This window comes from Paraburkholderia terrae, assembly GCF_002902925.1.
In the GTDB taxonomy this organism is placed as follows: domain Bacteria; phylum Pseudomonadota; class Gammaproteobacteria; order Burkholderiales; family Burkholderiaceae; genus Paraburkholderia; species Paraburkholderia terrae.
Window position 1 is genome coordinate 1,215,114 of sequence record NZ_CP026111.1, and the last position, 24,565, is coordinate 1,239,678.

The 24,565-nt window shown below is 63.0% G+C and carries 20 protein-coding genes and 1 tRNA gene; 13 read left to right on the forward strand and 8 right to left on the reverse strand.

What is annotated here, in order from left to right:
- Positions 1 to 9: 9 nt before the first annotated feature.
- From C2L65_RS05455 to C2L65_RS05470, 4 genes are all read left to right on the forward strand, one after another.
- Positions 10 to 342, forward strand: coding sequence for a cupin domain-containing protein (locus C2L65_RS05455; RefSeq protein WP_042314625.1), 333 nt, complete (start codon positions 10 to 12; stop codon positions 340 to 342).
- Positions 343 to 483: 141 nt separating this feature from the next.
- On the forward strand, positions 484 to 1,059 hold the full coding sequence (locus tag C2L65_RS05460) for a TMEM175 family protein (protein WP_042314626.1): 576 nt from the start codon (positions 484 to 486) through the stop codon (positions 1,057 to 1,059).
- Between the two features lie 3 nt (positions 1,060 to 1,062).
- Positions 1,063 to 1,851 carry a hypothetical protein gene (locus C2L65_RS05465; protein WP_042314627.1) on the forward strand — a complete coding sequence of 263 codons (789 nt, stop codon included), beginning with the start codon at positions 1,063 to 1,065 and terminating at the stop codon, positions 1,849 to 1,851.
- A gap of 19 nt (positions 1,852 to 1,870) precedes the next feature.
- Positions 1,871 to 2,353 (forward strand): metallophosphoesterase family protein, encoded by a 483-nt coding sequence (locus tag C2L65_RS05470; RefSeq protein ID WP_042314644.1) that lies wholly within the window; start codon positions 1,871 to 1,873, stop codon positions 2,351 to 2,353.
- Between the two features lie 52 nt (positions 2,354 to 2,405).
- Here C2L65_RS05470 and proP read toward each other — a convergent pair whose 3' ends face one another.
- From proP to argA, 3 genes are all read right to left on the reverse strand, one after another.
- A complete protein-coding gene (proP, locus tag C2L65_RS05475; RefSeq protein WP_042314628.1) occupies positions 2,406 to 3,875 on the reverse strand; it encodes a glycine betaine/L-proline transporter ProP in 1,470 nt (489 codons plus the stop codon).
- 736 nt (positions 3,876 to 4,611) lie between these two features.
- Positions 4,612 to 4,887 (reverse strand): oxidative damage protection protein, encoded by a 276-nt coding sequence (locus tag C2L65_RS05480; RefSeq protein ID WP_042314629.1) that lies wholly within the window; start codon positions 4,885 to 4,887, stop codon positions 4,612 to 4,614.
- Positions 4,888 to 4,942: 55 nt separating this feature from the next.
- Positions 4,943 to 6,322 carry an amino-acid N-acetyltransferase gene (gene argA / locus C2L65_RS05485; RefSeq protein ID WP_042314631.1) on the reverse strand — a complete coding sequence of 460 codons (1,380 nt, stop codon included), beginning with the start codon at positions 6,320 to 6,322 and terminating at the stop codon, positions 4,943 to 4,945.
- A gap of 23 nt (positions 6,323 to 6,345) precedes the next feature.
- On the opposite strand from argA, the gene hrpA reads away from it, so the two are divergent.
- The gene (gene hrpA, locus C2L65_RS05490; RefSeq protein ID WP_042314632.1) at positions 6,346 to 10,848 is read left to right on the forward strand and encodes an ATP-dependent RNA helicase HrpA; all 4,503 of its coding nucleotides are present in this window, start codon (positions 6,346 to 6,348) and stop codon (positions 10,846 to 10,848) included.
- A gap of 157 nt (positions 10,849 to 11,005) precedes the next feature.
- Here hrpA and C2L65_RS05495 read toward each other — a convergent pair whose 3' ends face one another.
- Positions 11,006 to 12,388, reverse strand: coding sequence for a YadA family autotransporter adhesin (locus tag C2L65_RS05495; protein ID WP_042314633.1), 1,383 nt, complete (start codon positions 12,386 to 12,388; stop codon positions 11,006 to 11,008).
- 523 nt (positions 12,389 to 12,911) lie between these two features.
- Here C2L65_RS05495 and C2L65_RS05500 point away from each other — a divergent pair.
- The 4 genes from C2L65_RS05500 (at position 12,912) to C2L65_RS05515 (ending at position 16,937) form a co-directional block, all read left to right on the forward strand.
- Positions 12,912 to 13,925: a YVTN family beta-propeller repeat protein gene (locus C2L65_RS05500; protein ID WP_042314634.1), complete on the forward strand. Its 1,014-nt coding sequence runs from the start codon at positions 12,912 to 12,914 to the stop codon at positions 13,923 to 13,925.
- Positions 13,926 to 14,038: 113 nt separating this feature from the next.
- A complete protein-coding gene (locus tag C2L65_RS05505) occupies positions 14,039 to 15,022 on the forward strand; it encodes a sterol desaturase family protein (RefSeq protein WP_042314635.1) in 984 nt (327 codons plus the stop codon).
- A gap of 209 nt (positions 15,023 to 15,231) precedes the next feature.
- A complete protein-coding gene (locus tag C2L65_RS05510) occupies positions 15,232 to 16,089 on the forward strand; it encodes an EI24 domain-containing protein (RefSeq protein WP_042314636.1) in 858 nt (285 codons plus the stop codon).
- Positions 16,090 to 16,103: 14 nt separating this feature from the next.
- On the forward strand, positions 16,104 to 16,937 hold the full coding sequence (locus tag C2L65_RS05515) for a competence/damage-inducible protein A (protein WP_042314637.1): 834 nt from the start codon (positions 16,104 to 16,106) through the stop codon (positions 16,935 to 16,937).
- A 161-nt stretch (positions 16,938 to 17,098) separates the two neighbouring features.
- Here the strand turns inward: C2L65_RS05515 and C2L65_RS05520 are convergent, their stop codons facing one another.
- Positions 17,099 to 17,563: a rhodanese-like domain-containing protein gene (locus tag C2L65_RS05520; RefSeq protein WP_035990574.1), complete on the reverse strand. Its 465-nt coding sequence runs from the start codon at positions 17,561 to 17,563 to the stop codon at positions 17,099 to 17,101.
- A gap of 297 nt (positions 17,564 to 17,860) precedes the next feature.
- On the opposite strand from C2L65_RS05520, the gene C2L65_RS45385 reads away from it, so the two are divergent.
- The 4 genes from C2L65_RS45385 to ntrC all read left to right on the forward strand — a co-directional run bounded on the left by C2L65_RS45385 (position 17,861) and on the right by ntrC (position 22,408).
- Positions 17,861 to 18,025, forward strand: coding sequence for a hypothetical protein (locus C2L65_RS45385; RefSeq protein ID WP_156132393.1), 165 nt, complete (start codon positions 17,861 to 17,863; stop codon positions 18,023 to 18,025).
- The gene (gene glnA, locus C2L65_RS05525; RefSeq protein WP_042314638.1) at positions 18,018 to 19,433 is read left to right on the forward strand and encodes a type I glutamate--ammonia ligase; all 1,416 of its coding nucleotides are present in this window, start codon (positions 18,018 to 18,020) and stop codon (positions 19,431 to 19,433) included. Before C2L65_RS45385 ends, glnA begins: the two co-directional genes overlap by 8 nt.
- A 268-nt stretch (positions 19,434 to 19,701) precedes the next feature.
- Complete coding sequence (gene glnL, locus C2L65_RS05530; RefSeq protein WP_007584029.1) at positions 19,702 to 20,844, forward strand: nitrogen regulation protein NR(II); 1,143 nt, start codon at positions 19,702 to 19,704, stop codon at positions 20,842 to 20,844.
- 49 nt (positions 20,845 to 20,893) lie between these two features.
- Entirely contained in the window at positions 20,894 to 22,408 is a 1,515-nt protein-coding gene (gene ntrC, locus C2L65_RS05535) for a nitrogen regulation protein NR(I) (protein WP_042314639.1), read from the forward strand.
- A 129-nt stretch (positions 22,409 to 22,537) separates the two neighbouring features.
- Here the strand turns inward: ntrC and xth are convergent, their stop codons facing one another.
- The 3 genes from xth to C2L65_RS05550 form a co-directional block, all read right to left on the reverse strand.
- Positions 22,538 to 23,314 carry an exodeoxyribonuclease III gene (xth, locus tag C2L65_RS05540; RefSeq protein WP_042314640.1) on the reverse strand — a complete coding sequence of 259 codons (777 nt, stop codon included), beginning with the start codon at positions 23,312 to 23,314 and terminating at the stop codon, positions 22,538 to 22,540.
- A gap of 187 nt (positions 23,315 to 23,501) precedes the next feature.
- Positions 23,502 to 23,578, reverse strand: a tRNA-Met gene (locus C2L65_RS05545).
- A gap of 113 nt (positions 23,579 to 23,691) precedes the next feature.
- Positions 23,692 to 24,396: an aspartate/glutamate racemase family protein gene (locus C2L65_RS05550; protein ID WP_042314641.1), complete on the reverse strand. Its 705-nt coding sequence runs from the start codon at positions 24,394 to 24,396 to the stop codon at positions 23,692 to 23,694.
- Positions 24,397 to 24,565: the final 169 nt, after the last annotated feature.

The following is a 24,565-nucleotide window of genomic DNA, read 5'->3' on the forward strand; positions in this document are numbered from 1 at the left end:
TAGCCGCACATGCAACTGCAAACCGGCAATCTGTTCAGCGGCGAAGCGAAGCGCGACGGCGAAGAGCGGATCGACATGCTCGTCACGGGACAACGCCTGAACGTGGAGCGCATCGTGTCGATGGGGCATACGAGTCCCGACGGCTTCTGGTACGACGACTCGCGCGCCGAATGGGTCGTGTTGCTGTCAGGCGCGGCCGTGCTCGAATTCGAGGAAGACGCGACGCTGCAAGATATGCGTCCCGGCGACTATGTGCTGATCGAGCCGCATTGCCGGCATCGGGTTGCGTGGACGCATGAAGTGGAACAGACCGTCTGGCTCGCGATCTATCACGAGCCTTGAACGTTGCGTTGAAGCGCGGCGCATTTGACCATCATCGACAGCCCGGCCTGTGATCGCGGATAATCGGCAGCGGCGATAAGCGGTGGCGTAGGGCCTCGCCTGCGTCGATGACAAACCAAATCCGCAACAGGAACCGGGCAGATGGGTAAAGGACGAATCGAAGCCTTCAGCGATGGCGTGATCGCGATCATCATCACGATCATGGTCCTCGAACTCAAAGTGCCGGAGGGCTTCGATCTCGAATCGCTGCGCCCCGTGATCCCCGTCTTTCTTGCCTACGTGCTGAGCTTTCTCTACGTCGGCATCTACTGGAACAACCATCATCACATGTTCCATGCCGTGGAGAAGGTGACGGGCGGCGTGTTGTGGGCGAATCTGCATCTGCTGTTCTGGCTGTCGCTGATGCCCGCCATTACGCACTGGATCGGCGAGAGTCATCTGGCCGCGTGGCCGACCGCGCTATACGGCCTCGATCTCTTCATGTGCGCGATGGCGTACTTCATTCTCGCGCATGTGCTGGTCCGGCATCACGGTCCGGAATCGACGCTGGCGCGCGCGCTCGGCCACGACCGCAAGGGCAAGCTGTCCGTCGTGATCTATCTGTCGGGTGTGGTGTTCGCGTTCATCGCGCCGTGGGTCTCGGTGACGCTCTACACGTTCTGCGCATTCATGTGGCTCGTGCCCGACAGCCGTATCGAACAGCTCGTCAAGGAATAGCGGGTGCTCGCGCTCAAGCTCGCGCTCGTCCCCGGCTTTCTCGCCGCGCTGACGATGGCGGGGCGCGTGTGGGGACCATCGGTGGCGGGATGGCTAGCTGGACTGCCCGTCGTCGCGGGGCCGATCGTGCTACTGCTCGCGCTGGAGCGCGGCACGGCGTTCGCGGCGCAGGCGTCGGCGGCATCGATTGCGGCCATTGCCGCGTCGGAGGCGTTCAACTTCGCGTATGCGTGGACGTGCCGTTTTGCTCGCTGGCCTGTGGCGCTGGTAGCAGGTCTCGTCGCGTGGGCTTTGGTCGCTGCGCTGCTCACGCACTTGCCGGTGAGCCTGGCGTGGTCGCTGGCGGCGGCGTGTGTGGCCGTGGCCGTCTCGCAAGCCGGGTTGCCGCGCGTCGAAGGCACGGTGCGGGCGGCGCGCGTCGGTGTCATCGATCTCGCGTTGCGCATGCTCGCGGGTGCATTGCTGACGCTCGCGGTAACGACGCTCTCCGCGTCGATGGGCGCGGCGTGGAGCGGCATGCTGTCTGTCTTTCCACTACTCGGCATCGTGCTTGCGGTGTCGGCGCAACGCGCGCATGGCGCGAGCTTCGTCGCGCTGCTGATGCGCGGAATGGTGATCGGGCGCGCGTCGTTCGCGGCGTTCTTCTCGGTTGTCGCGCTGACGTTGCCGACGCTTGGTGTGCTGCCCGCGTTCGCATGCGGCGCGGTCGTGTCGGTGCTCGTGCAGGGCGCGACGAAGCGGCTGGTCGCGATGTCGCGCAAGCCGCGCGCACCGCTGGCCGCGCTCGATTGAGGTTCTTCAGGAACGCATGATGACGAAGCGTCGCCCGCAACCTTCACGCATCGGTCTGATTTCGGACACGCACAATCTCGTGCGTCCCGAGGCGCTGGCGTGGCTCGCGGGATGCGACGCGATCGTTCATGCGGGCGACATCTGCAATCAGGCGGTGCTCGATGAGCTCGCGGCCATTGCGCCGTTGACGGTCGTGCGCGGCAACAACGACACGGGCGCATGGGCCGCGTCGATTCCGGCGCACGCGACGCTCGACGTGCAACAGGTCAAGATCTTCGTCGTTCACGATATCGCCGACGTACCGCGCAATCTGCATGACGAGGGCGTGCGCGTCGTCGTGACGGGGCATTCGCATAAACCGCTGATCGTCGAGCGCGACGGCGTGCTGTTCGTCAATCCGGGCAGCGCAGGACCGCGCCGTTTCAAACTGCCGATCTCAGCGGGCATGCTGACGATCGATGGCGCGCATGTCGAAGCCACGCTGCAGACGCTGACGCCATAAAAAAACGGGTCAGCCGAAGCTGACCCGTTCCAGTTCAATACGTTGACGTTGCTTATGCACGCGCCGTCATGGCGGCTGCATATGCTTCATCGAGTTCCTCGGCTTCACGCTCGCCGCGCAGCACGGCATGCGCTTCCGCACGCGTTGCGACGCACGGACCCGAGCCGAGCAACGGCTTGCGAGCCGTCTCGCGCAGCGCCAGCACGGAGACGATGCCGATGATCGATGCACCCATCAGGTAGTACGCGGGCATCATCAGATTGCCGGTGCGATCGACCAGCCATGCCGCGACCAGCGGCGTCGTGCCACCGAACAGCGATACCGACACGTTGAAGCCGATCGCCAGCGCGCCGTAGCGGATCTTCGTCGGGAAGAGGGCGGGCAGCGACGAGGGCATCACGCCCGTGAACGTCGACAGCAGCGCGCCGAGAATCAGCAGGCCGCTGAACACGGGCAGCACCGTGCCCATGCGGATCAGCAGCAGCGCCGGAATCGACAGCACGAACAGACCCACGCAACCGAACAGCATGACGGGCTTGCGGCCGATCTTGTCCGACAGGTGGCCCGCGTAGAGCGTCATCGGCATCATCAGCACCATCACGAGCAGCACGAGGAACAGACCGTGCGATTCGTTGAAGTGCAGCGTGGCCGACAGATAGCTCGGCAGATACGAGAGCGCCATGTAGTCGGTCACGTTGAAGATCAGCACGAGGCCAACGCACAGCAGCAAGGGCTTCCATTGCTGCGCGAGCAGTTCCACGAAGCTCTGCTGCGGACGCGACTTCTCGTCTGCTTCACGTGCTTCCGCTTCCTTCTTGAAGGCGGGCGTCTCTTCGAGTTTCATCCGGATATACAGGCCGACAAGACCCAGCGGACCCGCGATGAAGAACGGCACACGCCAGCCCCACGACAGCAGCGCTTCCTGCGACAGCGTCGCAGTCAGCACGGCAACCGTGCCTGCGCCGAGGATATAGCCGACCAGCGTGCCGAACTCGAGGAAGCTGCCCGCGAAGCCACGACGGCGATCCGTCGCAAACTCGGCGATAAAGGTAGCGGCGCCACCATACTCGCCGCCCGTCGAGAAGCCCTGCACGAGACGTGCGACGAGCAGCAGCGCGGGCGCAAGAATGCCGATCGAACCATAGCTCGGAATCAGGCCGATCGCGAAGGTGCCGACGGCCATCATGATCATCGTCATCGCGAGCACGCGCTGACGGCCGATGCGGTCGCCGAGCGGCCCGAACACCATGCCGCCGATCGGCCGCACGAGGAACGCGGCGGCGAACGTGCCGAACGTCGCGATCAACTGCGCCGACGGGCTGCTCGACGGGAAGAACACTTTGCCGAGCGTGACAGCGATATAGCTGTACACGCCGAAATCGAACCATTCCATTGCGTTACCGAGCGCCATGGCGCCGACGGCACGTTTGAGAAGGGAATTGTCGACGACCGTGATGTCGTCGAGAGTCAGGCTATTGTCTTTGTTCTTATGTCGCCAGAAACCGTTGCTGGAAGCGGTCAAGGTACAAGCTCCTATGACTGCGGCCGAACGCAAAAAGCGCTCCGCCACGGATTGCTGGAAAGTGCAGTTTCGCGAGCGGTCGATGCGAACAGGCGTAGCGCCTGGCACGGACTACGCAAAGGCGTACTGCGCAGACGTGCATAAGCACTTTGCGCAGAAAAAGTAACGCCCGTGCATCGCGAAGGTCGTCGCGAAATTGCACTTTGTTAGTTGCTGCTAAACGTTGGTACCCACGTGGCCTTGCAGGGGGGCAGATACCGGAGGACATTCACGCACGTGGTGCGCTCATGCCGCTTGAAAAGGCTTGAAACGAAAAAGGCCGGCGAGGCGTCGCTCTGGATCGCGCCGATCGGACCGACGCAACTTGCAACGAAACAACCGACAAGCCTTCTTGTATAAAAATCAATTCAATCTGAACTAGGCACGCACGGCGGCCAAAGGTGCAAACTGAACGCGAATGAAGGGTTAATGCTGTTAGAACGATGAACATGATAGCACGATAAGCGAGGATCGTGCAAACCGCCTGTCCGGAGAGGGACGGGTGAGGGCGCGCAATCCGTTGCCTGGCGGGGGATTGCGGGAATTCGGCAGGTGCAGAAAAAGCGGCTCGGGATTAACGGTTTCGTTCAATTTGCCGGCCGCAGCGAAACGGCCTGGCGGCCAGAAACAGGCGAAAAAAATCCGCGCACCGGGCGCGGATTCTTCATTGCCTGTCGCGAACTGCAGCGACGAAAGCTCAGCTTTCCGAGGGCGGCACGTAGCCCGTAGCCTGATCGGCGCCTTCGCCGAAGAAGAACTTCTCCGTCTGCTTCATCAGATACTGGCGTGCGCGCGGATCGGCCATGTTCAGCCGGTTTTCGTTGATCAGCATGGTCTGCTGCTTGAGCCATTGCTGCCATGCTTCCTTCGAAATGCTCTCGTAGATCCGCTTGCCGAGTTCGCCCGGCAGCGGCGGGAAATCGAGACCTTCGGCTTCCTTGCCGAGCTTCGTGCATTGAACCATGCGAGTCATGCTGTGCTTCTCCTGTAATCGATGTGGAACGGCGGCGCGTCGTTATTGTGAGCGCTCAGAGCTGTTTCATCAGCACGAGCGACTTGCGCTGCCAGTTGTAGAGGCGGCGGCGGTCTTCGGGCAGGTCGTCGACCGTGACCTTCACGAAGCCGCGCTTGAGGAACCAGTGTTCGGTGCGTGTCGTCAGCACGAAGATACGCGTCAGCCCGCGAGCCCGCGCGCGCTGCTCGATGCGCTTGAGCAGGCGCTCGCCGTCGCCCGAACCTTGCGCTTCCGGCGAGACCGTCAGGCACGCCATCTCGCCGATACGCTCCGCCGGATACGCATACAGCGCCGCGCAGCCGAACAGCACGCCATCGTGCTCGATCACCGAGAAATGGTCGATGTCGCGCTCGATCTGGTGACGCCCGCGCCGCACCAGCGTGCCGTCGCTTTCGAGCGGCTCGATCAGCGTCAGAATGCCGCCGACGTCGTCCGGCGTCGCTTCGCGCAGGCTTTCGAGGTTCTCGTACGAGATCATCGTGCCCACGCCATCGTGCAGGAACAGTTCCAGCAGCAGGCTGCCGTCGAGCGCGTACGGAATGATGTGCGAACGCGCGACGCCGCCGCGGCACGCGCGAATGGAGTGCTTCAGATAGAAACCGGCATCGCCCGTCACGGCGCCGCCTTCATGCAGGCGGTACGCGTCGTCCAGCGACAACTCGCGGATCAGCGCGCCTTCTTCGTCGATCAGGCCTTCCGTCTCGGTGAGAAACACGATCTTGTCGGCGCGTAGCGCAATCGCGGCGGCCGACGCGACGTCTTCCATCGACAGATTGAATGCTTCGCCTGTCGGCGAGAAGCCGAGCGGCGAGAGCAGCACGATCTTGCCGCTCGAAAGCGTCTGGCGGATCGACTCGGCATCGATCTTGCGCACCACGCCCGTATGCTGGAAATCGACCCCGTCGAGAATGCCGACGGGCCGCGCCGTCACGAAGTTGCCCGACACCACGCTGATGTGCGCGTGCGCCATCGGCGTGTTCGGCAAGCCCTGACTGATCGCGGCCTCGATGTCGAGACGCACTTCGCCCGCCGCTTCTTTCGCGGATTCGAGCGCGCGCGCATTGGTGATGCGCATGCCGTGCGAAAACTCGGATTCGACGCCGTGCAGGCTCATCTGCTCTTCCACTTGCGGACGCGAGCCGTGTACGAGCACGATCTGGATACCCATCGCCTGCAACAGCGCGATATCGGACACGAGCGCGTTGAGCAGCCCCTGATGCACGACCTCGCCGCCGAACCCGACGACAAACGTCTTGTTTCGGAACGCGTGGATATACGGCGCAACCGATCGCATCCAGTCGACGAATTGCGCGTGCTGCAGCAGGGCTTCCGAGTCGCTGGACGAAGCCGGCGAGCTGGCGGGCGTGGGGACGAGGTCGGTTTGGGAATTCATGCCCCGGATTATAATGCGCCCCCATGTCGAATGTACCCAAAAGCTCCGCTGGAGCCGATACGAAAAGCGCGGCTGACGCTGCCGCGAAAGACGCTGCGAGCCCCGCGCCGCGCGGCCATCAGGACGCGACGCGTGACGCGCGCGGCGACGCATCGCGTCGTGACGTTTCCGTGAATGTTGCGAATGCGCCGCGTTCGGGCGCTTCGGCGCACGGCGACGCGAACAAACAGCAAGGCGCGAACGCGGCGAAAAGCGGTGCGCGCGAGCAGCGCAGTGGCACGCCGAACCGGCCGCGAGACCAGCAGGGCAAGCGGGGACCGGATCAGGCAGGCGGCGCCGGCCGACAGCAATCGCAGCGTGCTCAGGGCAACCCTCCGCTCGACTCGCAAGGCAGACCGCAACGCAACCCACGCGCCGGCAGCGAGCCGGGCGCCGAGAAGCAGCGCAATGCGCCGCGGGAGCCGGGCGGAGAAAATCAGCGCAACACGCCGCGGGAGCCGGGCGGAGAAAATCAGCGCAACACGCCGCGCGAGCCGCGCAAGCCCGCGCGCGTCGTCGAGCCGAATCCCATTCCGCCCATCACGTTCCCCGAGGCGCTGCCCGTCTCGGGCCGACGCGAGGAAATCGCGCGCGCGATTGCGGGCCACCAGGTCGTGATCGTCAGCGGCGAGACGGGCTCGGGCAAGACGACACAGTTGCCGAAAATCTGTCTCGCGCTCGGACGCGGGCTCGGCGCGGGCGGCAGCGGCCTGATCGGTCACACGCAGCCGCGCCGGATCGCGGCATCGGCGACGGGCCGGCGCATCGCCGAGGAACTCGGCACGCCGTTCGGCGAAGTGGTCGGCTACAAGGTGCGTTTCACCGACAACCTCGCGCCGGGTGCGTCCGTCAAGCTGATGACGGACGGCATTCTGCTCGCGGAAACGCAGACCGACCCGCTGCTGAAGGCATACGACACGCTGATCATCGACGAAGCGCACGAGCGCAGCCTGAACATCGATTTTCTGCTCGGCTATCTGAAAGAGATTCTGCCGAAGCGCCCCGATCTGAAGTTGATCGTGACGTCGGCGACCATCGATGCGGATCGCTTCGCGCGTCATTTCGGCTCCGAAGAAAAACCCGCGCCCGTGATCGAGGTGAGCGGGCGTCTGTATCCCGTCGAGGTCCGCTATCGTCCCGTCGCGGAAGATTCGCCTGCCGTTAAATCTGCGGAAGGCAATGCGGGCCGGGAGCGTGGCGATCGCCCGAAAACACAGCGGGAAACCGACCGCGATCTGATGGACGCGATCGTCGAAGCCGCCGACGAGCTATGCCGCGAGGGCCCCGGCGACGTGCTGGTGTTCCTGCCCGGCGAGCGCGAGATTCGCGACGCGGCGGAAGCGCTGCGCAAGCATCATCCGCCGCACACGGAGATTTTGCCGCTGTTCGCGCGGCTGTCGGCGGCTGAACAGGAACGCGTGTTCCGTCCGTCGAACGCGCGGCGCATCGTGCTCGCGACCAACGTCGCCGAAACCTCGCTGACGGTGCCGGGTATCCGCTATGTGGTCGACACGGGCCTCGCGCGCGTGAAGCGCTACTCGTACCGCAACAAGGTCGAGCAGTTGCAGGTCGAGTCGATTTCGCAGGCGGCGGCGAACCAGCGGGCAGGGCGTTGCGGCCGCGTCGCCGATGGCATCTGCATTCGTCTCTACGAGGAAACCGATTTCCAGGGGCGCGTGCGCTTCACGGACCCGGAGATTCTGCGGTCGTCGCTTGCGTCCGTCATTCTGCGGATGAAGTCGCTGCATCTGACGGCGATCGAAACCTTCCCGTTCATCGAGCCGCCGCCAGGCCGCGCGATCGCGGACGGTTATCAACTGCTGAACGAACTCGGCGCCGTCGACGACGACAACGCGCTGACGCCGCTCGGCCGCGAACTCGCGCGTCTGCCGCTCGATCCGCGCGTCGGCCGGATGATTCTCGGCGCGCGCGATCAGCAAGCGCTGCGCGAAGTGCTGATCATCGCGAGCGCACTGTCCGTGCAGGACCCGCGCGACCGTCCCATCGACGCGCAGGAGCAGGCCGACCAGGCGCACCGCAAGTTCGCCGACGAGCGCTCGGAGTTTCTGCAATGGCTGAAAATCTGGGCGTGGTTCGAAGAGGCTGTCACGCATAAGAAATCGAACCGGCAGCTAACCGACGCGTGCAAGCAGAATTTCCTGTCGCATCTGCGTCTGCGCGAATGGCGCGACGTGCATTCGCAACTGCTGACGGTGGTGCGCGAGCACGGGTGGCGCGTGAACGAAAGCGAAGCGACCTTCGAGCAGATTCACCTCGCGCTCCTGACGGGCCTGCTCGGCAATATCGGTCTGAAGGCCGACGACGAGCCGTACTATCTCGGCGCGCGCAGCATCAAGTTTTATCTGTGGCCCGGCTCGGCGCTCGTGAAGAAGGCGGGCAAGTGGGTGATAGCGGCGGAGCTCGTCGAGACGAGCCGGCTGTACGCGCGCTGCATCGCGAAGATCGAGCCGGAGTGGATCGAGCGCGTCGGCGCGCATCTGTTGAAGAAGTCGCTCTCCGAGCCGCACTGGGAAAAGCGCGCGGCGCAGGTGTCGGCGTTCGAGCGCGCGATGCTGTACGGCTTGCCTGTGTATCACCGGCGGCGCGTGAGTTTCGGCAAACAGGACCCGGCGCGCGCGCGCGAACTGTTCATCCGCGGCGCGCTGGTTGAAGGCGAGTTCGACACGAAGCTCGCGTTCTTCGCGCACAACCGCAAGCTGCTCGCCGATATCGAACAGCTTGAGCACAAGTCGCGCCGTCAGGATGTGCTGGTCGATGACGAACTGATCTACGCGTTCTACGATCAGGCCGTGCCGAACGGTATCCATACGGGCGCTGCGTTCGAGCGCTGGTATCGCGATGAAGTGAAGAAGAGCGGGCAGCAGGAAGACAAGCTGCGTCTGCTGTATCTGTCGCGCGACGATCTGATGCGTCACGAGGCGGCCGGCGTCACGACCGACCTGTTCCCGAAGCGGATGACGATGGCGGGCGTCGACATGACGCTGACCTATCACTTCGAGCCGGGCTCGCCGCGCGATGGCGTGACGCTCGCCGTGCCGCTGTACGCGCTGAATCAGGTGGATGCGCGGCGCGTCGAGTGGCTCGTGCCCGGCATGCTGAAGGAAAAGACGCAACTGCTGCTCAAGTCGTTGCCGCAGAAGCTGCGCCGTCACGTCGTGCCGTTGCCGGAGTACGCGGCGGGGTTCGTCGAGCGGCATAGTGGACCTAAATTCGGCGCGGGCGGACTGCTCGAGACGGTGATCGCCGATGTCCGTGAACAGACGCAGGTCGCGACGAAGCAGTCGGACTACAAGCTCGAAACGCTCGCGCCGCACCTGTTCATGAACTTCAAGGTGATCGATGAGCACGGCCGGCAACTCGCGATGGGCCGTAACCTCGCGCAACTGAGGGCGGAGTTGGGCGGTCAGGCGCAGCAGCAGTTTCAGAAAATTGCGTCGAGCGCGGCGGGTGCCGCACTCGCGAATGCAGGCTCGGGCGGTAGCGATGCGGGTGCGCGCGGGGCGGCTGGCGGCGTAGCGCGTGGCGCGAGTGGTGGTAGTGGCGGCGCGCGTGGCGCTTCAGCCGCGCCGCATACGCCCGCTGCAGGCGAAGCGGCGACTGCTCCCGCGACCGCCCTCTACGAAAACCTGACGACGTGGAACTTCGGCAAGCTCCCCGAGCTTCTCGAAATCCGGCGCGGCGGACATACGCTGTTCGGCTATCCGGCACTTGTCGATCGCGGCACGCATTGCGACGTCGAAGTGTTCGATTCGCCGGATGAGGCCGCGCGCATCCATCGCGCGGGCTTGCGGCGGTTGTTCGCGCTGCAGTTGCGCGAGCCGATCAAATACCTCGAAAAGAACCTGCCGGGCCTGCGCGAAATGGCGATGCAGTTCATGCCGCGCGGAACGCAGGAAGAACTGCGCGATCAACTGATCGACACGGCGCTCGACCGCGCGTGCCTCCAAGACCCGCTGCCCGATGACGACGCGAGCTTCCACGCGCGCAAGGACGAAGGCCGCAGCCGGCTGACGTTGCTCGCGCAAGAGATTGCCCGGCTCGGCGGACAGATTCTTGGCGAGTATTCGGCCGTCGTGAAGAAACTCGCGCAGGCGAAGCCGTTCGCCGCTGCTTTTGCCGACATGCAGAACCAGTTGGACGCGCTGATCGGCAAACGCTTTATCGTCGATACGCCGTACGCTCAGTTGACGCATTTCCCGCGCTATCTGAAGGGCATCGCGCTGCGCATCGACAAACTGAAAGCGGATTCGGCACGCGACGCGCGCCAGTTCGCCGAGCTTCAGCCGCTCGCGCAGAACTACCAGCGAGCGCTCGCGCAGCGCGGCGGCGTGCCGGATGCCCGGCTTGCCGAGTTCCGCTGGCTGCTGGAGGAACTGCGTGTGTCGCTATTCGCGCAGGAACTGCGCACGCCGATGCCTGTTTCCGTCAAGCGTCTCTACAAGGTGTGGGAGTCGATGCAGCGGTGACCGATTCGGGCGCGCTTCGTCGGGCGCGCCCGGTTTTGCCGCTATCAGCAATACATCGCAATCCGCAGATGCGGTGAGACGCCGCGCGCTCGGCGCGTCGCACGCGTAACTCACACCCTGTGATTTTTTCGCTGCTGTGCGCGAGTCGCGCAGTGCGTTACCAGTGCATGCCGGCCCCGATGGACCCGCCCAGTTCGCCACGCGTGCTCGCCGTACCCTGCAGCTTGTAAGCCCATTTGCCCGTGTCCGAGAGTTTCGACACGCCGAGCGCCATCGCCGACTGGCCGCCATACGTGCCGGCCGCCATCGCGACCATCCCGCGCCCCGGCAGTACGGCTTGCGGCAGGCCCGCCATCGCGATCGCCGCCGCCGCGCCGCCATAGCCGTCTTTACGCGCCGATCGGACCTGGTCGTCGGTATAGGCTTTCGCCTGGCCGACCGCGCCGCTCACACCCTGATTCAGCTGGTTCACGTTGACGGCATCCGTGCCCTGAACGCCCGCCGCGACGTTCGTGATCTGCCGTTCCTGTCCCGACGCGCCGACGGAGACCGTGTTCGCGCGATCTGCGACCGAGCCCTGACCGAGCGCCACCGAATTATCCGCGCTTGCGTTCGAGCTGGCGCCCAGCGCGACCGCATTGGTGCCGCTCGCCTGCGCATTCGCGCCCGCTGCGATCGTGTGCGCACCGCTTGCCTGCGCCGGTTCGGTGGCGGGCGAGCCCTCCGCGCTGAACATCGGATTCGACGTGTTGACGGTGATGTTGCCGACGGCATTGCCGAGCATCGCGGACAACTGACCGAGGTTCACGGCGTCGTGCGTGTCGACGGCGTCGGCGACGTTGCTAATCCGCGTGCCGCCGTTCGCCGGATCGCCTTGCAACGTGATGCTGTCGTGATTGATCGAGCCGTCGGGATTGCGGTTGTACATCACGGCGCCATCGATTCTGCTCGCCACCGCCTTCAATTGCGCGACGTTCACGGCGTCCTGGTCGACGCGGCCCGCCGCCACGCCGCTGATCGTGCGATTGCCGACGTTGACCTCGCCAACAGAGGTCTGCAGCGCGTCCAGCCCGAACGCGGTGTAGCCCGTTTGCGCGCCGTACAGCGTCACAGAGCCGAAACCGAGCGCCACGCTGTTGCTGAATGTCGCCATCGAATTGGCGCCCAGCGCGAGCGACCGGGCGGCGTTTGCCTGCGCGGTGTCGCCCAGCGAGGTGGCCGATGTTGCCATCGCACGCGAATGCGCGCCGATAGCCGTGGCGTTGTTGACGCTCGCCGTCGACGTGTCGCCGACGGCCGTCGCATCCACGCCGGCAAACGACGTGTCGCCAAGCGCCACGCCAGTGGCGTCCACGGTGCTTGCGCCGTTGCCCATCGTGACGGCCGCATTGGCGTCAACCGTCGCGGACAGCCACAAGAAACTCGCAAACGCGAACAGCGCGATGGTTGAAGTGCGTGTCGAACGCGGTGCATTGCGGCCGTTCAACATCGCGCGACGGATTGCAGTTGATTCTTGCGCCATCTTATTCATTATTTTCATGCCTCAAACTCCGGTAAGACTGGACAGCAAATACTCGGAAACGCCGGACAAGACAAAGCATCGAAACTGGCAAAACCCGCTTTCGTCATTGGGAAAGATGTTTGTCGCGGCGCGGACTGATTGAGTCAGCGCTGGCCGGCGCGGTTCCACATGCTGGCAAACGTTGAAGCGGGTGTTGCGTTCACGAATTCTTAAGGCGCGGAGTTTGATTCGATATGAGGTAATTCTTAATTAATAACGTTCGGAAATTTCGCTCTTAAATAGTGGAATTGTGCGCTGGATAATCACCGAATAATCTCGATTGATAATGGGGTCATTTAGTGCCGTCTGATTCGCAAATGCCATAATCGTATCGATTCGGTACAAAAAATCGTGCGGTCTGGACAGTGGGCGCAGCCGCTCGCAACGCCTTGCGCACACCCTGCGGCACCGCGCCGCAACGTCTGCCTTTTCCCCGATCGAGGTCAACCGAAGAGTCACGCAAACGTTCTACAATGGCGATTACCCCCTGATGTGAGTTTTCATGCGCAAATTTTCCCTTCCCGGCCTGACCAGCACGTTTGCGGCAGGCGCGGCGCTCGTCGCGGCAGCAAGCTTTTTTTCCCCGCCAGTTCTCGCCAACAACGTGATCGTGCTCAATTCCGGCGAAGCCACGCTGAGCCTGATCGACGAGGCGACACGTCAGGTGATCGACACGGTGCCGACCGGCAAGGAACCGCATCACCTGATGCCGACGCCGGACAATTCGTCGCTGATCGTCGCGAATTCGGTGTCGAACAATCTGATGTTCGTCGATCCGAAAACGGGTAAGCCGCAGCGCTGGGTCGAGAACATCGAAGACCCGTATCAGATCGGTTTCTCGCCGGATCGCAAGTGGCTCGTGACGACAGGCCTGCGCCTCGACCGTCTCGACATCTATCACTACGATGGCCACAACATGACGCTCGCGAGCCGCCTGCCGCTCGCCGTGATGCCGAGCCACATGGCGTTCACGAACGACAGCAAGACGGTGTTCGTCACGCTGCAGGTGTCGGGTGAACTCGCCGCCGTCGATCTCGCCACGCAGACGGTCAAGTGGAAGATGAAAGTCGGCAAGGTGCCGGCCGGCCTGTGGATGACGCCGGGCGAGAAATACCTGTTGATCGGCATGACGGGTGCGGACTATGTCGCCGTCGTCGACTGGCGCAACCAGAAGATCGTGAAGACGATCACGACGGGCAAGGGCGCGCACAACTTCCGCTCGCTCGCGGACGGCAAGCATGTGGCTGTGTCGAACCGTGTGGCCAGCACGATCAGCATCCTCGACGAGGACACGCTCACCAACGTCGGCGACATCACGGGACTGATGCCGGGACCGGACGACATGGAACTTTCCGCCGACAAACGGTATCTGTGGGTAACGTTCCGTTTTGCGAAGCATGTCGGCGTCATCGACCTGACCACGCACAAGCTGATCCAGACGATCGCCGTCGGCCGTTCGCCGCACGGCATCTATTTCTTCAACCGCGCGCCCGTCACCGCGCCGAACGGGGCCTGATAACGCAGATGGCGCGCCTCGCCGGCGCGCCGTGAATTGCGCCTTGATCCGCGCAGTGAAGCCACACCAGGAAGCCGCGCAGTGAAGCAGAACCGCGACGCATAAAGAGCACCATGTTCCACCTGATCGCCTCCAGTCTCGATAGCTTCGTTTCTTCCGTCCAGACGCTGCTGTACGTCGACGTCGTGCAGCCGCTGCTGTTCCATTTCAACCTGATGGACTACGACGAGGACACGTACGACAGCCTGTACTGGGTGATCGTCGGCGTGCTGGAAGTGCTCGCCATGTACGCGCTGCTGCGTCCGCTCGAAGCGTTGCGGCCCGTCGAGCAGTGGAAGGACCGCAAGGCGGTGCGTGTCGACGTGCTCTACACGTGGATCGCGAAGCTCGGCATTCTCAATCTGTTTTTCTTCTTCGCGCTGCAGCCGTTTTTCGATTCGGTGCAGGGCTGGCTGCGCCTGCAGGGCATCGCGAATATCGAACTCGACAATCTGTGGCCGGGCGTCACGACGCAGCCTTTCGTCACGTTCGTCATGTATCTGCTGGTGCTCGATTTCGCGGGCTACTGGTATCACCGCGGGCAGCACAGGATCGGCGTCTGGTGGGAGTTGCACGCGGTGCATCACAGCCAGCAGCAGATGTCGCTGTGGGCCGACGACCGCAACCATCTGCTCGACGATCTGCTGCAGGCGTGTTTCTTCGCCGTGATCGCGCTGTTCATCGGCGTGCCGCCGTCGCAGTTCGTCGTGCTCGTCGCGATTACGAATCTCGCGCAGAGCGTGCAGCACGCGAACATCCGTCTGCATTTCGGCTGGCTCGGCGAGCGCCTGCTCGTCAGTCCGACCTTCCATCGCCGTCATCACGCCATCGGCTATGGTCACGAAGGTCTCAAGTACGGCTGCAATTTCGGCGTGCTTTTCCCGTGGTGGGACATGCTGTTCGGCAGCGCGTCGTGGAGCCGCGAAATGGAGCCGACGGGCATTCGCGACCAACTCAGCGGCCGTCATTACGGTGAGGGTTTCTGGGCGCAGCACTGGCTGGCGTTCGTGCGCATTGGGCAGCGCATCGCCGGCAAGAAGCAGCGGGGCGCGGCGTAAGCGCGTTGTCGTTGTCGTTTCACTTTCGATGCAACTTTCGGCCGGGCGCGCGTTTCTGACGATCACCGGCCGCGAAGCAACGCTCGCATACTCGCTTGCACGTTCACCCGTCAGTGTCCGCTTTCACTTTCGACGCTGACACCCGACGTGGTTTATCCTGTCCACGTTTCCTTCCTTTTCCTGCATACCCATCAAGTCATCGACTACGCATGAATGATCTCTTGCGCTCGTTCGGGCGCGCGCTTTCTTCCGTGTTGCATCCACGCATGCTGTGGCTGACGTTCATGCCGTTCGCGGCAGCCACGATCGTCTGGGGCGTGGCACTGTGGTTCTCCTGGCAGACCCTGATCGGTGCGACGCGTAACTGGCTCGAAAGCTGGCCGCTCACGACGACGCTCTACGGGCTATTCGATTGGCTGGGTTTTTCGTCGCTGCATGCGGCCGTGGCGCCTTTCATTGTGATTGCCGTCGCGATTCCGCTGATCGTCGTCACTGTGCTCTTGCTGATCGCGACGCTGTCGATGCCCGCCGTGATCAAGCATCTGTCGAAGCGGCAGTTCGCCGCGCTGGAAATGCGGCACGGCGGCACGTTCGCCGGCAGCCTCGTGCATTCCATATGGACGACGCTCGTGTGCCTGCTGGTGCTCGTGATCACGCTGCCGCTGTGGCTGATTCCGCCGTTCTTCGCGCTGATCCCGCCGCTGCTGTGGGGCTGGCTCACTTACCGCGTGATGACGTACGACGCGCTGTCGTTGCACGCCAGCAGCGAAGAGCGGCGTGCGCTGGTGCGCCAGCATCGCCTGCCGCTGCTGCTGATCGGCGTCGCGAGCGGGCTGCTCGGCTCGCTGCCCACGTTGATCTGGGCGTCGTCCGTGTGGCTGATCGTGCTGTTCCCTGTGATGACTGCCGTGACCATCTGGATCTATGCTTTTATCCTCGTATTCACGGCGCTGTGGTTCGGCTACTACTGCCTGCGCGCGCTGCAGCGGATGCGCGCCGGCGAGCATGGCGGGAACGGTCACCACGGTCCCCATGGCGCGCGCGGCACAGCGCCTGTCTCCTACTGATACAAGAGGCTTCAATGGCATTTGGCGTCATCATCATCGGCGATGAAATCCTGTCCGGCAGACGCGTCGACAAGCATCTGCCGAAAGTCATCCAGCTTCTGAGCGCCCGCGGCCTGTCGCTGTCGTGGGCCGAATATATCGGCGACGATCCGGAGCGCATCACGGCGACCTTGCGGCGCACGTTCGCGTCGGGCGATATCGTGTTCTCGACGGGCGGCATCGGCGCAACGCCCGACGATCACACGCGCCAATGCGCCGCCGCCGCGCTCTCCGTGCCGCTCGAATTGCATCCCGAGGCAAAGGCGCTGATCCAGGAGCGTATCCGCGACACGCATCCCGCCAGTTCGTCCGCGCCCGTCGATTTCAACTCGCCGGACAACCTGCATCGTCTGAACATGGGCACGTATCCGCGCGGCGCGTCGATCATTCCGAACGGGTACAACAAGATTCCTGGTTTTTCTGTCGGCGATCATCATTTCGTGCCGGGCTTTCCGGTGATGGCCTGGCCGATGATCGAATGGGTGCTGGATACGAAGTACCAGCATCTGCATCATTCGACGCCGCATGCGGAAAAGTCTCTGCTCGTCTTCGAGTTGCCCGAGTCGACGCTGACGCCGCTGATGGAAAAGATCGAGCATGACTTTCCGGGCGTGCGCGTATTCAGCCTGCCGAGCGTGGGCGATGCGGAGCGCGGGGGCATCTATGCGCGCAAGCATATCGATCTGGGCGTGAAGGGCGAGCCTGAAGCCGTCGCGGCAGCGTTCGTGAAGCTGCGCGAAGGTGTGCATCTGCTCGGTGGCGATATCGTCGAGCCGGAAGTGGCAGCGCACGCGCAGTCGCGTAACTGAGCACGGCAGAGAGGGGCGTGCAACGCGTCCCCGTCCTACGAACATCATCCGCATGTCACATCGCGCGCGGACGATCGCAAAAGAAAACGGCGCACGGTGTTCAACATGCGCCGTGTGCGGAAGAAGCGACGGTTGCGCTTCTTATGTCTGCGTGAGATCCGTCAAGCGCCAATCCACGGCAGTCCGCGGAAACACCAGCCCGACACCGTCTTCCGATGCCCCTGGCCATCCTTGTCGCCTTCGAAGCCTTCCAGCAGATCCAGCGCCTTCGTGAAGCCGGCCTGCGTCGCCGCGATGGCCGCCAGCTTCGAGCGCGCCGCGCTGCGGCACAGGAGCAGCACGGGCGTGTCGGGCGTCGCGACCTGACGCAGCTGATCGATGAATTCGGCATTCGGCACGCCGCCCGGATAGCGTGTCCATTCGACATGCGCATACTGGCCGTCGCCGACGACCGGGCGGCCGACCCAGTCCAGTTCGGCGCGCGTGCGCACATCGACGAGACGGGTGCGCGGATCGAGTTGCAGAAGCTCGAATGCCTCGGCAGGCGTGACGGCGCCCGCGTATGGGAGCTGGTTGTCGACACGGCGCTTTTCAGCCTGGCTGTACAACTGTTCGAGCGTACTCATGACAGCAAATCTCCTTGGGGCCAAAAAAACATTCTAGCAAGCTGTCGAAGCTGCGCACGCCGCGCCACCACGCACAGCGCGAAATTCGAAGACAGGCGGACGCGCCCGGTTATGGTGCAAAATGACCGTCATGCACCAAAACGGAATGTTAAGCGGACGCAGACTAGGAGCATGCACGATAGTGGTGCGGATGCATCGCGTTGCCTCGGTCGATTCCCGCAAACGGTGTCTGCAAATTCCCTGCGAAGGCGCGTCGGCATTGGGGCTGTAACGACGTGGCGCACACGGAACACAAACATGGCACAGAAGCTGCTTTATTGGTGCCGATCAGATTGGCCCGATGCCAGCATCATATTTCCCTGTCCGTCGGTATCGAGGGGTGGACGCATCGAGGCTGGTCAGCTAGATTGGGCGGCGGCTGAACCCGCCGAATTCGTTAATCAGGAGATTGGTTATGAGTAAATCCGTGGCCGACGTCATCCAACTCGTCAAGGACGAGGACGTCAAGTTTGTCGACTTCCGTTTCACCGACACGCGCGGCAAGGAGCAACACGTTTCGGTGCCGGTGTCGGCATTCGACGAAGACAAGTTTGAAAGCGGCCATGCGTTTGACGGTTCCTCGATTGCTGGCTGGAAGGGCATCGAAGCGTCGGACATGCTGCTCGTGCCGGACGCCGACACCGCCTTCATCGACCCGTTCTACGAAGAGTCGACCCTCGTGCTGACCTGCGACGTCGTCGAACCGGCTGACGGCAAGGGCTACGAACGCGATCCGCGCTCGCTCGCAAAGCGCGCCGAAGCGTACCTGAAGAGCACGGGTCTGGGCGACACGGCCTTCTTCGGTCCGGAACCCGAATTCTTCATTTTCGACTCGGTCCAGTGGAGCGCCGACCAGTCGGGCTGCTTCGTCAAGATCGGCTCGGAAGAAGCACCGTGGTCGTCGGGCAAAGAATTCGAAGGCGGCAACACGGGTCACCGTCCGGGCACGAAGGGCGGCTACTTCCCGGTCGCCCCCGTCGACACGTTCCAGGACATCCGCTCGGAAATGTGTCTGCTGCTCGAACAGATCGGCATCCCCGTTGAAGTTCACCACCACGAAGTGGCAGGCCAAGGCCAGAACGAAATCGGCACGAAGTTCTCGACGCTGGTTCAACGCGCTGACTGGACGCAACAGCTGAAGTACATCGTTCACAACGTCGCGCACACGTACGGCAAGACGGCGACGTTCATGCCGAAGCCTATCGTCGGCGACAACGGTTCGGGCATGCACGTTCACCAGTCGATCTGGAAGGACGGCCAGAACATGTTCGCGGGCAACGGCTACGCTGGCCTGTCGGAATTCGCGCTGTTCTACATCGGCGGCATCATCAAGCACGCTCGCGCGCTGAACGCGATCACGAACCCGGGTACGAACTCGTACAAGCGTCTCGTGCCGCACTTCGAAGCGCCTGTGAAGCTGGCTTACTCGGCACGCAACCGTTCGGCATCGATCCGTATTCCGCACGTTGCAAACCCGAAGGGCCGCCGTATCGAAACGCGCTTCCCGGATCCGCTCGCGAACCCGTACCTGTGCTTCTCGGCACTGATGATGGCAGGTCTGGACGGCGTGCAGAACAAGATCCATCCGGGCGAAGCTGCTGACAAGAACCTGTACGACCTGCCGCCGGAAGAGGATGCAAAGATCCCGACCGTGTGTGCCGGCCTCGATCAGGCGCTGGAAGCACTCGACGCAGACCGTGAGTTCCTGACGCGCGGTGGCGTGTTCACCGACGGCATGATCGACGCTTACCTGGAACTGAAGGAAAGCGAGCTGCAACGCGTGCGCATGACGACGCACCCGGTCGAGTTCGAACTGTACTACTCGCTGTAATCGCTGTAGGTGGCGCTGCGCTTCGTTCGCGAGATGCGGCGAAGCGTACGCCCCGACGCTGCGATCGGTCACGAAGGGACGGCGGCGCCGTCCCTTTTTCGTTGGATCGAAAGCTGTGACGTTTTTGTTGCGGAACGGCTGCTGCAGCGTGTTGTTGCTGATTTGAACCGCGTGCGATGAAGCCCGCCTCACCATCTCCTGTCGACGGAGGTTCGCGCTTTGGCGCTGGCTTCCGTCCCATGCAAGGCTATCGAGACCCGACTGCAAGATGGTATTGAAGAACCTGATCAAGGCCAGAAAAGGGCACACCGACGCATTGTCGGATGATGCGCAACTCGTCGAATCCGGTTTGCTGCCGGGCTTCGAGGCGCTGCCCACCGTTCTGCTCGTGCTCGACAAGCGGACGCTGCGTGTCGCGTTCGCGAATCCGTCGGCCGAGTCGATGCTCGAAATGTCGCGCCGGCAGCTTACGCAAATGGCCTGGCCCGACATCTTCACGAACGGCGAAGAACTGACGGCGACCATCGCCGCGATCGCCGCTCACCGTTTTCACGCGACCCATCTGGATGCCGTGCTCGAACGCGCCGGCCACGAGCCGCTGCATGTGCATGCGATCGTCGGCTTCCTGGAGAGCGCGCAGGACTACGTGCTGCTCGAGCTGTTCGAGAACGAGCGTCATCTAAGGTCCGACCGCGAAGAGCGCATTCACGATCTGACGGCCGTCAACAAGCAGCTGATCCGCAATCTCGCGCATGAGATCAAGAACCCGCTCGGCGGTATTCGCGGCGCGGCGCAACTGCTCGAATTCGAACTTGGCGCGCGCGAGCGGGACGAGCTGCGCGAGTACACGCAGGTCGTCATCAAGGAATCGGACCGGCTGCAAACGCTCGTCGACCGCTTGCTCGAACCGCATCGTCATCCGCATATCGTCGGTGACGTGAATATTCATGAAGTATGCGAGCGCGTGCGCGCGGTGATTCTCGCGGAGTTTCCGCGCGGTCTCACGATCGAGCGCGACTACGACGTCAGCGTGCCCGATCTGCGCGGCGACAAGGAGCAACTGATCCAGGCGCTGCTGAACATCGTGCGCAATGCGGCTGAAGCACTGCGCGAACGCATCTCGCAAGGCGATGCACGGATCGAGTTGCGTACCCGCGTGGCGCGCAAGGTGACGATCGCGAAACGTCTTTGCAAGCTGGCACTGGACTTGCATATCGTCGATAACGGGCCCGGCATTCCCGAAGACATACGCGACCGCATCTTCTATCCGCTCGTATCGGGCAGGGAAGACGGCAGCGGTCTTGGCCTGACGCTCGCGCAGACTTTCGTGCAACAGCACGAAGGGATGATCGAAGTGGAGAGCCGTCCGGGTCACACCGAGTTTCAGATTCTGCTGCCGCTCGACAGCTGATGCTCGACTGGTTACACCACACGCAAGACAAGACTTCTGACGGACCTATATGAAGCCGATCTGGATAGTAGACGACGATCAATCGATCCGTTGGGTGCTCGAAAAAGCACTCGCACGCGAGAACTTCGCGACGCGCAGCTTCGCGAATGTGCGCGAAGCCGCGGGCGCACTGGAACACGACAGCCCGCAGGTGCTCGTCTCCGATATCAGGATGCCTGGCGGCTCCGGGCTCGAACTGCTGCAGACCGTGCGCGACCGCGTGCCCGGCTTGCCCGTCATCATCATGACGGCGTTCTCGGATCTCGATAGCGCCGTGGCCGCGTTTCAGGGCGGCGCGTTCGAATACCTCGCCAAGCCGTTCGACGTCGACAAGGCCGTCGAACTGATTCGCCGCGCCGTCGACGAAAGCATGCGCGGCGAGCAGACATGGGACGACCGTGTTGCCGAAGCGCCCGAGATGCTCGGTCAGGCGCCCGCGATGCAGGACATGTTCCGCGCAATCGGCCGCCTGTCGCATTCGGCCGCGACCGTGCTCATTACGGGCGAATCAGGCACCGGTAAGGAACTTGTAGCCCGCGCCTTGCACCGACATAGCCCACGCGCGAACGGTCCGTTCATCGCACTGAACACGGCGGCGATTCCGAAAGATCTGCTGGAATCCGAACTGTTTGGCCATGAGCGCGGTGCGTTCACGGGCGCGCAGGCGATGCGCCAGGGCCGCTTTGAGCAGGCTGAGAACGGCACGCTGTTTCTCGATGAAATCGGCGATATGCCATTCGACTTGCAGACGCGACTGTTGCGCGTGCTGTCGGATGGGCAGTTCTATCGCGTCGGCGGACATAATCCGCTGCGGGCGAATGTGCGCGTGATCGCCGCGACGCACCAGAATCTCGAATCGCGAGTGCGGCAAGGGCTGTTTCGCGAGGACTTGTATCACCGCTTGAACGTGATCCGTCTGCGCTTGCCGGCGCTGCGTGAACGTAGCGAGGACATTCCGCTGCTGACGCGCCACTTCCTGCAGAAGAGTGCGCGCGATCTCGGCGTCGAGCCGAAGCGCGTGTCGGAAGAGGCGCTTGCGTATATGACGTCGCTGCCGTTTCCGGGCAACGTGCGCCAGCTAGAAAACCTTGCGAACTGGCTGACCGTGATGGCGCCTGCACAGACGATCGAGATCAAGGACCTGCCGCCCGATCTCGTATCGACGCAGCAGGCCGGGGCGGAATTCGCAACGTCCGCGGGATCGCTGCCGATCGACGGCGCAGTGGGCAACGGTGGCGTCACAAACGGCGTGGCGCCGAGCGCGGGTGTACCCGTTGCGGCCGGCGGCGTGGTGATTCCGTCGCCTGTTGCCGCGTGGGAAAGTGGGCTGCGTACGGAAGTCGCGAAGCTCCTGCGCGAGAATGCCGCTGATGTAATGGACGAGCTGTCGCGCCGTTTCGAAGCGGCCGTGATCCGCGAAGCGCTCGACTTCACGCGCGGGCGCAAGGTCGAAGCGGCCGAGCGGCTGGGTATCGGGCGCAATACGATCACGCGCAAGATTCAGGAGCTGAATCTCGAACCGTAAGCGCTGACGCCTTTGGGCGTGATGCGAGTGGTGCCGCGTTTGCACGCGGCAAAATAAAGCGGCTCGACGGCGCGGTGCGCCATCGAGCCGCTTCTTCTTTTGCGAACGCGCTTGTGCTGAGGCGGCGAGTTACTCGGTGAGCGCGACGACGGGCGCGTGATCCGAAGGCTGATCCCACTTGCGTGGCGTCTTGTCGACGTCGCAATGCGTGCAGCTTGCGGCAAGCGGCTTCGACAGCAGGATATGGTCGATGCGCAAGCCCGCGTTGCGGCGGAACGCGAGCATCCGGTAATCCCACCACGTGAAGGTCTTCTCAGGCTGCTCGAAGAGCCGGAACGAATCGACGAGACCCAGTTCGACGAGGCGGTTGAACTGCGCGCGCTCTTCCGGCGACACGAGGTTCTGTCCTTCCCACGCCTTCGGATCATGCACGTCGCGGTCTTCGGGCGCGATGTTGTAGTCGCCGAGCAGCGCGAGCTTTGGATGCTGCGCGAGTTCACTGGCGATCCAGTCGTGCAGCGCGTCGAGCCAGCGCAGCTTGTAGGCGAACTTGTCGGTGCCGGGCGCCTGGCCGTTCGGGAAGTAGGCGCAGATCACGCGCACGCCTTCGATGGTGGCCGCGATCACGCGCTGCTGCGGGTCCTCGAAGCCGGGTATGTTGCGCATGACGCTGGCTTCGTCGACGCTCATGCCGTCGCGCACGAGAATGCCGACGCCGTTATACGTCTTCTGACCGGCGAACCAGCTGCGATAACCCTTTTCCTCGAGCTCGGCGCGCGGAAATTTTTCGTCGGGCAGTTTCAGTTCCTGAAGACACAGCACGTCGGTCTGGCTGAGTTCGAGCCAGTCGATCACATGCTGCTGACGAACCTTCAGGGAGTTCACATTCCACGTGGCTAATTTCATCGCTCGTTCTCGTTGTATCAGGTGCTGGATGGAATCTTACCGCGATCGGGCAGCGCCGCTCAGTACGGCAACATGCATAGGCAAAAACGCAAAAGCCCGCAACGCTTTGGGCGATGCGGGCTTTGAATGCGTAACACTGCTTGTACTGCTTGAGGCCGTGTGGAGCAGGACACGATGCCTTTGAAACTGGTTGCGGGGACAGGATTTGAACCTGTGACCTTCGGGTTATGAGCCCGACGAGCTGCCAGACTGCTCCACCCCGCGTCAGAGAGGCGAATTGTACGGACACCTTCGTCATGCGTCAAACATTTGATCGAAGTTTTTTCATCTTCTTCTGCTACGTGCTGGTGGCGTAGTGTTTCATCTCGTCTTTCATCTCAACCACGATCGGCTTCGATCGCCCAGTCGACAGCCTTTTGCGCATGCAGCGCAGTCGTATCGAACACAGGCAGAGCGGAGTCTTCTTGCCTGATCAGCAGCGTGATCTCGGTGCAGCCGAGAATGACGGCCTGCGCGCCGCGCGCCTTCAGGTCTTCGATCACGTTTTGATAGATCGCTCGCGATGACGGCTCGATGATCCCATGACACAACTCGTCGTAGATGATCCGATGGACGTGCGCGCAGCCTTCGTGATCGGGGATCAGCGTATCGAGGCCGAAGCGCTCGCGCAGGCGTCCCGCGTAGAAGGTCTGCTCCATCGTATAGCGCGTGCCCAGCAAGCCGACTCGCTCGATGCCCGCTGCGCGCAGCGCTTCGCCCGTTGGATCGGCGATATGCAGAAAGGGCACCGCGATTGACGCTTCAATGGCTTCATGCACGCGATGCATGGTGTTCGTCGCGAGCAGCACGATGTCGGCGCCACCGCGCTCCAGTTGTCGCGCGGCATCCGCCATCTGCACGCCGAGCGCGTGCCAGTCGCCCGCGCGCTGGTTGGCTTCGACGGGCGCGAAGTCGACGGTCACCATCAGGCTGCGCGCATTGTGATGGCCGCCGAGACGCGCCTTCGCATAGCGGTTCAGCAGCCGGTAATACTCGGCCGACGATTCCCAACTCATCCCGCCGATCACGCCTATCGTTTTCATTCCGCTTCCGTGTCTGTGGTGCCGATGCGGTTGAGTATAGGCTGCGGGTTGTAGCGGCGAGCGGTACGGATCGCGCACGGCCAGCCAGTACGGTACGGTCTTTTGTCCTATGCCATCGGGATGCTCCCCATGCATTCCTTCCGCCGATAGAATCGTAGTCATGCAAAGG

Bases quoted from the DNA above. Each gene is read 5' to 3' on its own strand.
- C2L65_RS05455 (WP_042314625.1), top strand. From the start codon at position 10: ATGCAACTGCAAACCGGCAATCTGTTCAGCGGCGAAGCGAAGCGCGAC.
- C2L65_RS05460 (WP_042314626.1), top strand. From the start codon at position 484: ATGGGTAAAGGACGAATCGAAGCCTTCAGCGATGGCGTGATCGCGATC.
- C2L65_RS05470 (WP_042314644.1), top strand. From the start codon at position 1,871: ATGACGAAGCGTCGCCCGCAACCTTCACGCATCGGTCTGATTTCGGAC.
- C2L65_RS05480 (WP_042314629.1), bottom strand. From the start codon at position 4,887: ATGACTCGCATGGTTCAATGCACGAAGCTCGGCAAGGAAGCCGAAGGT.
- argA (WP_042314631.1), bottom strand. From the start codon at position 6,322: ATGAATTCCCAAACCGACCTCGTCCCCACGCCCGCCAGCTCGCCGGCT.
- hrpA (WP_042314632.1), top strand. From the start codon at position 6,346: ATGTCGAATGTACCCAAAAGCTCCGCTGGAGCCGATACGAAAAGCGCG.
- C2L65_RS05495 (WP_042314633.1), bottom strand. From the start codon at position 12,388: ATGAAAATAATGAATAAGATGGCGCAAGAATCAACTGCAATCCGTCGC.
- C2L65_RS05500 (WP_042314634.1), top strand. From the start codon at position 12,912: ATGCGCAAATTTTCCCTTCCCGGCCTGACCAGCACGTTTGCGGCAGGC.
- C2L65_RS05505 (WP_042314635.1), top strand. From the start codon at position 14,039: ATGTTCCACCTGATCGCCTCCAGTCTCGATAGCTTCGTTTCTTCCGTC.
- C2L65_RS05510 (WP_042314636.1), top strand. From the start codon at position 15,232: ATGAATGATCTCTTGCGCTCGTTCGGGCGCGCGCTTTCTTCCGTGTTG.
- C2L65_RS05515 (WP_042314637.1), top strand. From the start codon at position 16,104: ATGGCATTTGGCGTCATCATCATCGGCGATGAAATCCTGTCCGGCAGA.
- C2L65_RS05520 (WP_035990574.1), bottom strand. From the start codon at position 17,563: ATGAGTACGCTCGAACAGTTGTACAGCCAGGCTGAAAAGCGCCGTGTC.
- C2L65_RS45385 (WP_156132393.1), top strand. From the start codon at position 17,861: ATGGCACAGAAGCTGCTTTATTGGTGCCGATCAGATTGGCCCGATGCC.
- glnA (WP_042314638.1), top strand. From the start codon at position 18,018: ATGAGTAAATCCGTGGCCGACGTCATCCAACTCGTCAAGGACGAGGAC.
- glnL (WP_007584029.1), top strand. From the start codon at position 19,702: ATGGTATTGAAGAACCTGATCAAGGCCAGAAAAGGGCACACCGACGCA.
- ntrC (WP_042314639.1), top strand. From the start codon at position 20,894: ATGAAGCCGATCTGGATAGTAGACGACGATCAATCGATCCGTTGGGTG.
- xth (WP_042314640.1), bottom strand. From the start codon at position 23,314: ATGAAATTAGCCACGTGGAATGTGAACTCCCTGAAGGTTCGTCAGCAG.
- C2L65_RS05550 (WP_042314641.1), bottom strand. From the start codon at position 24,396: ATGAAAACGATAGGCGTGATCGGCGGGATGAGTTGGGAATCGTCGGCC.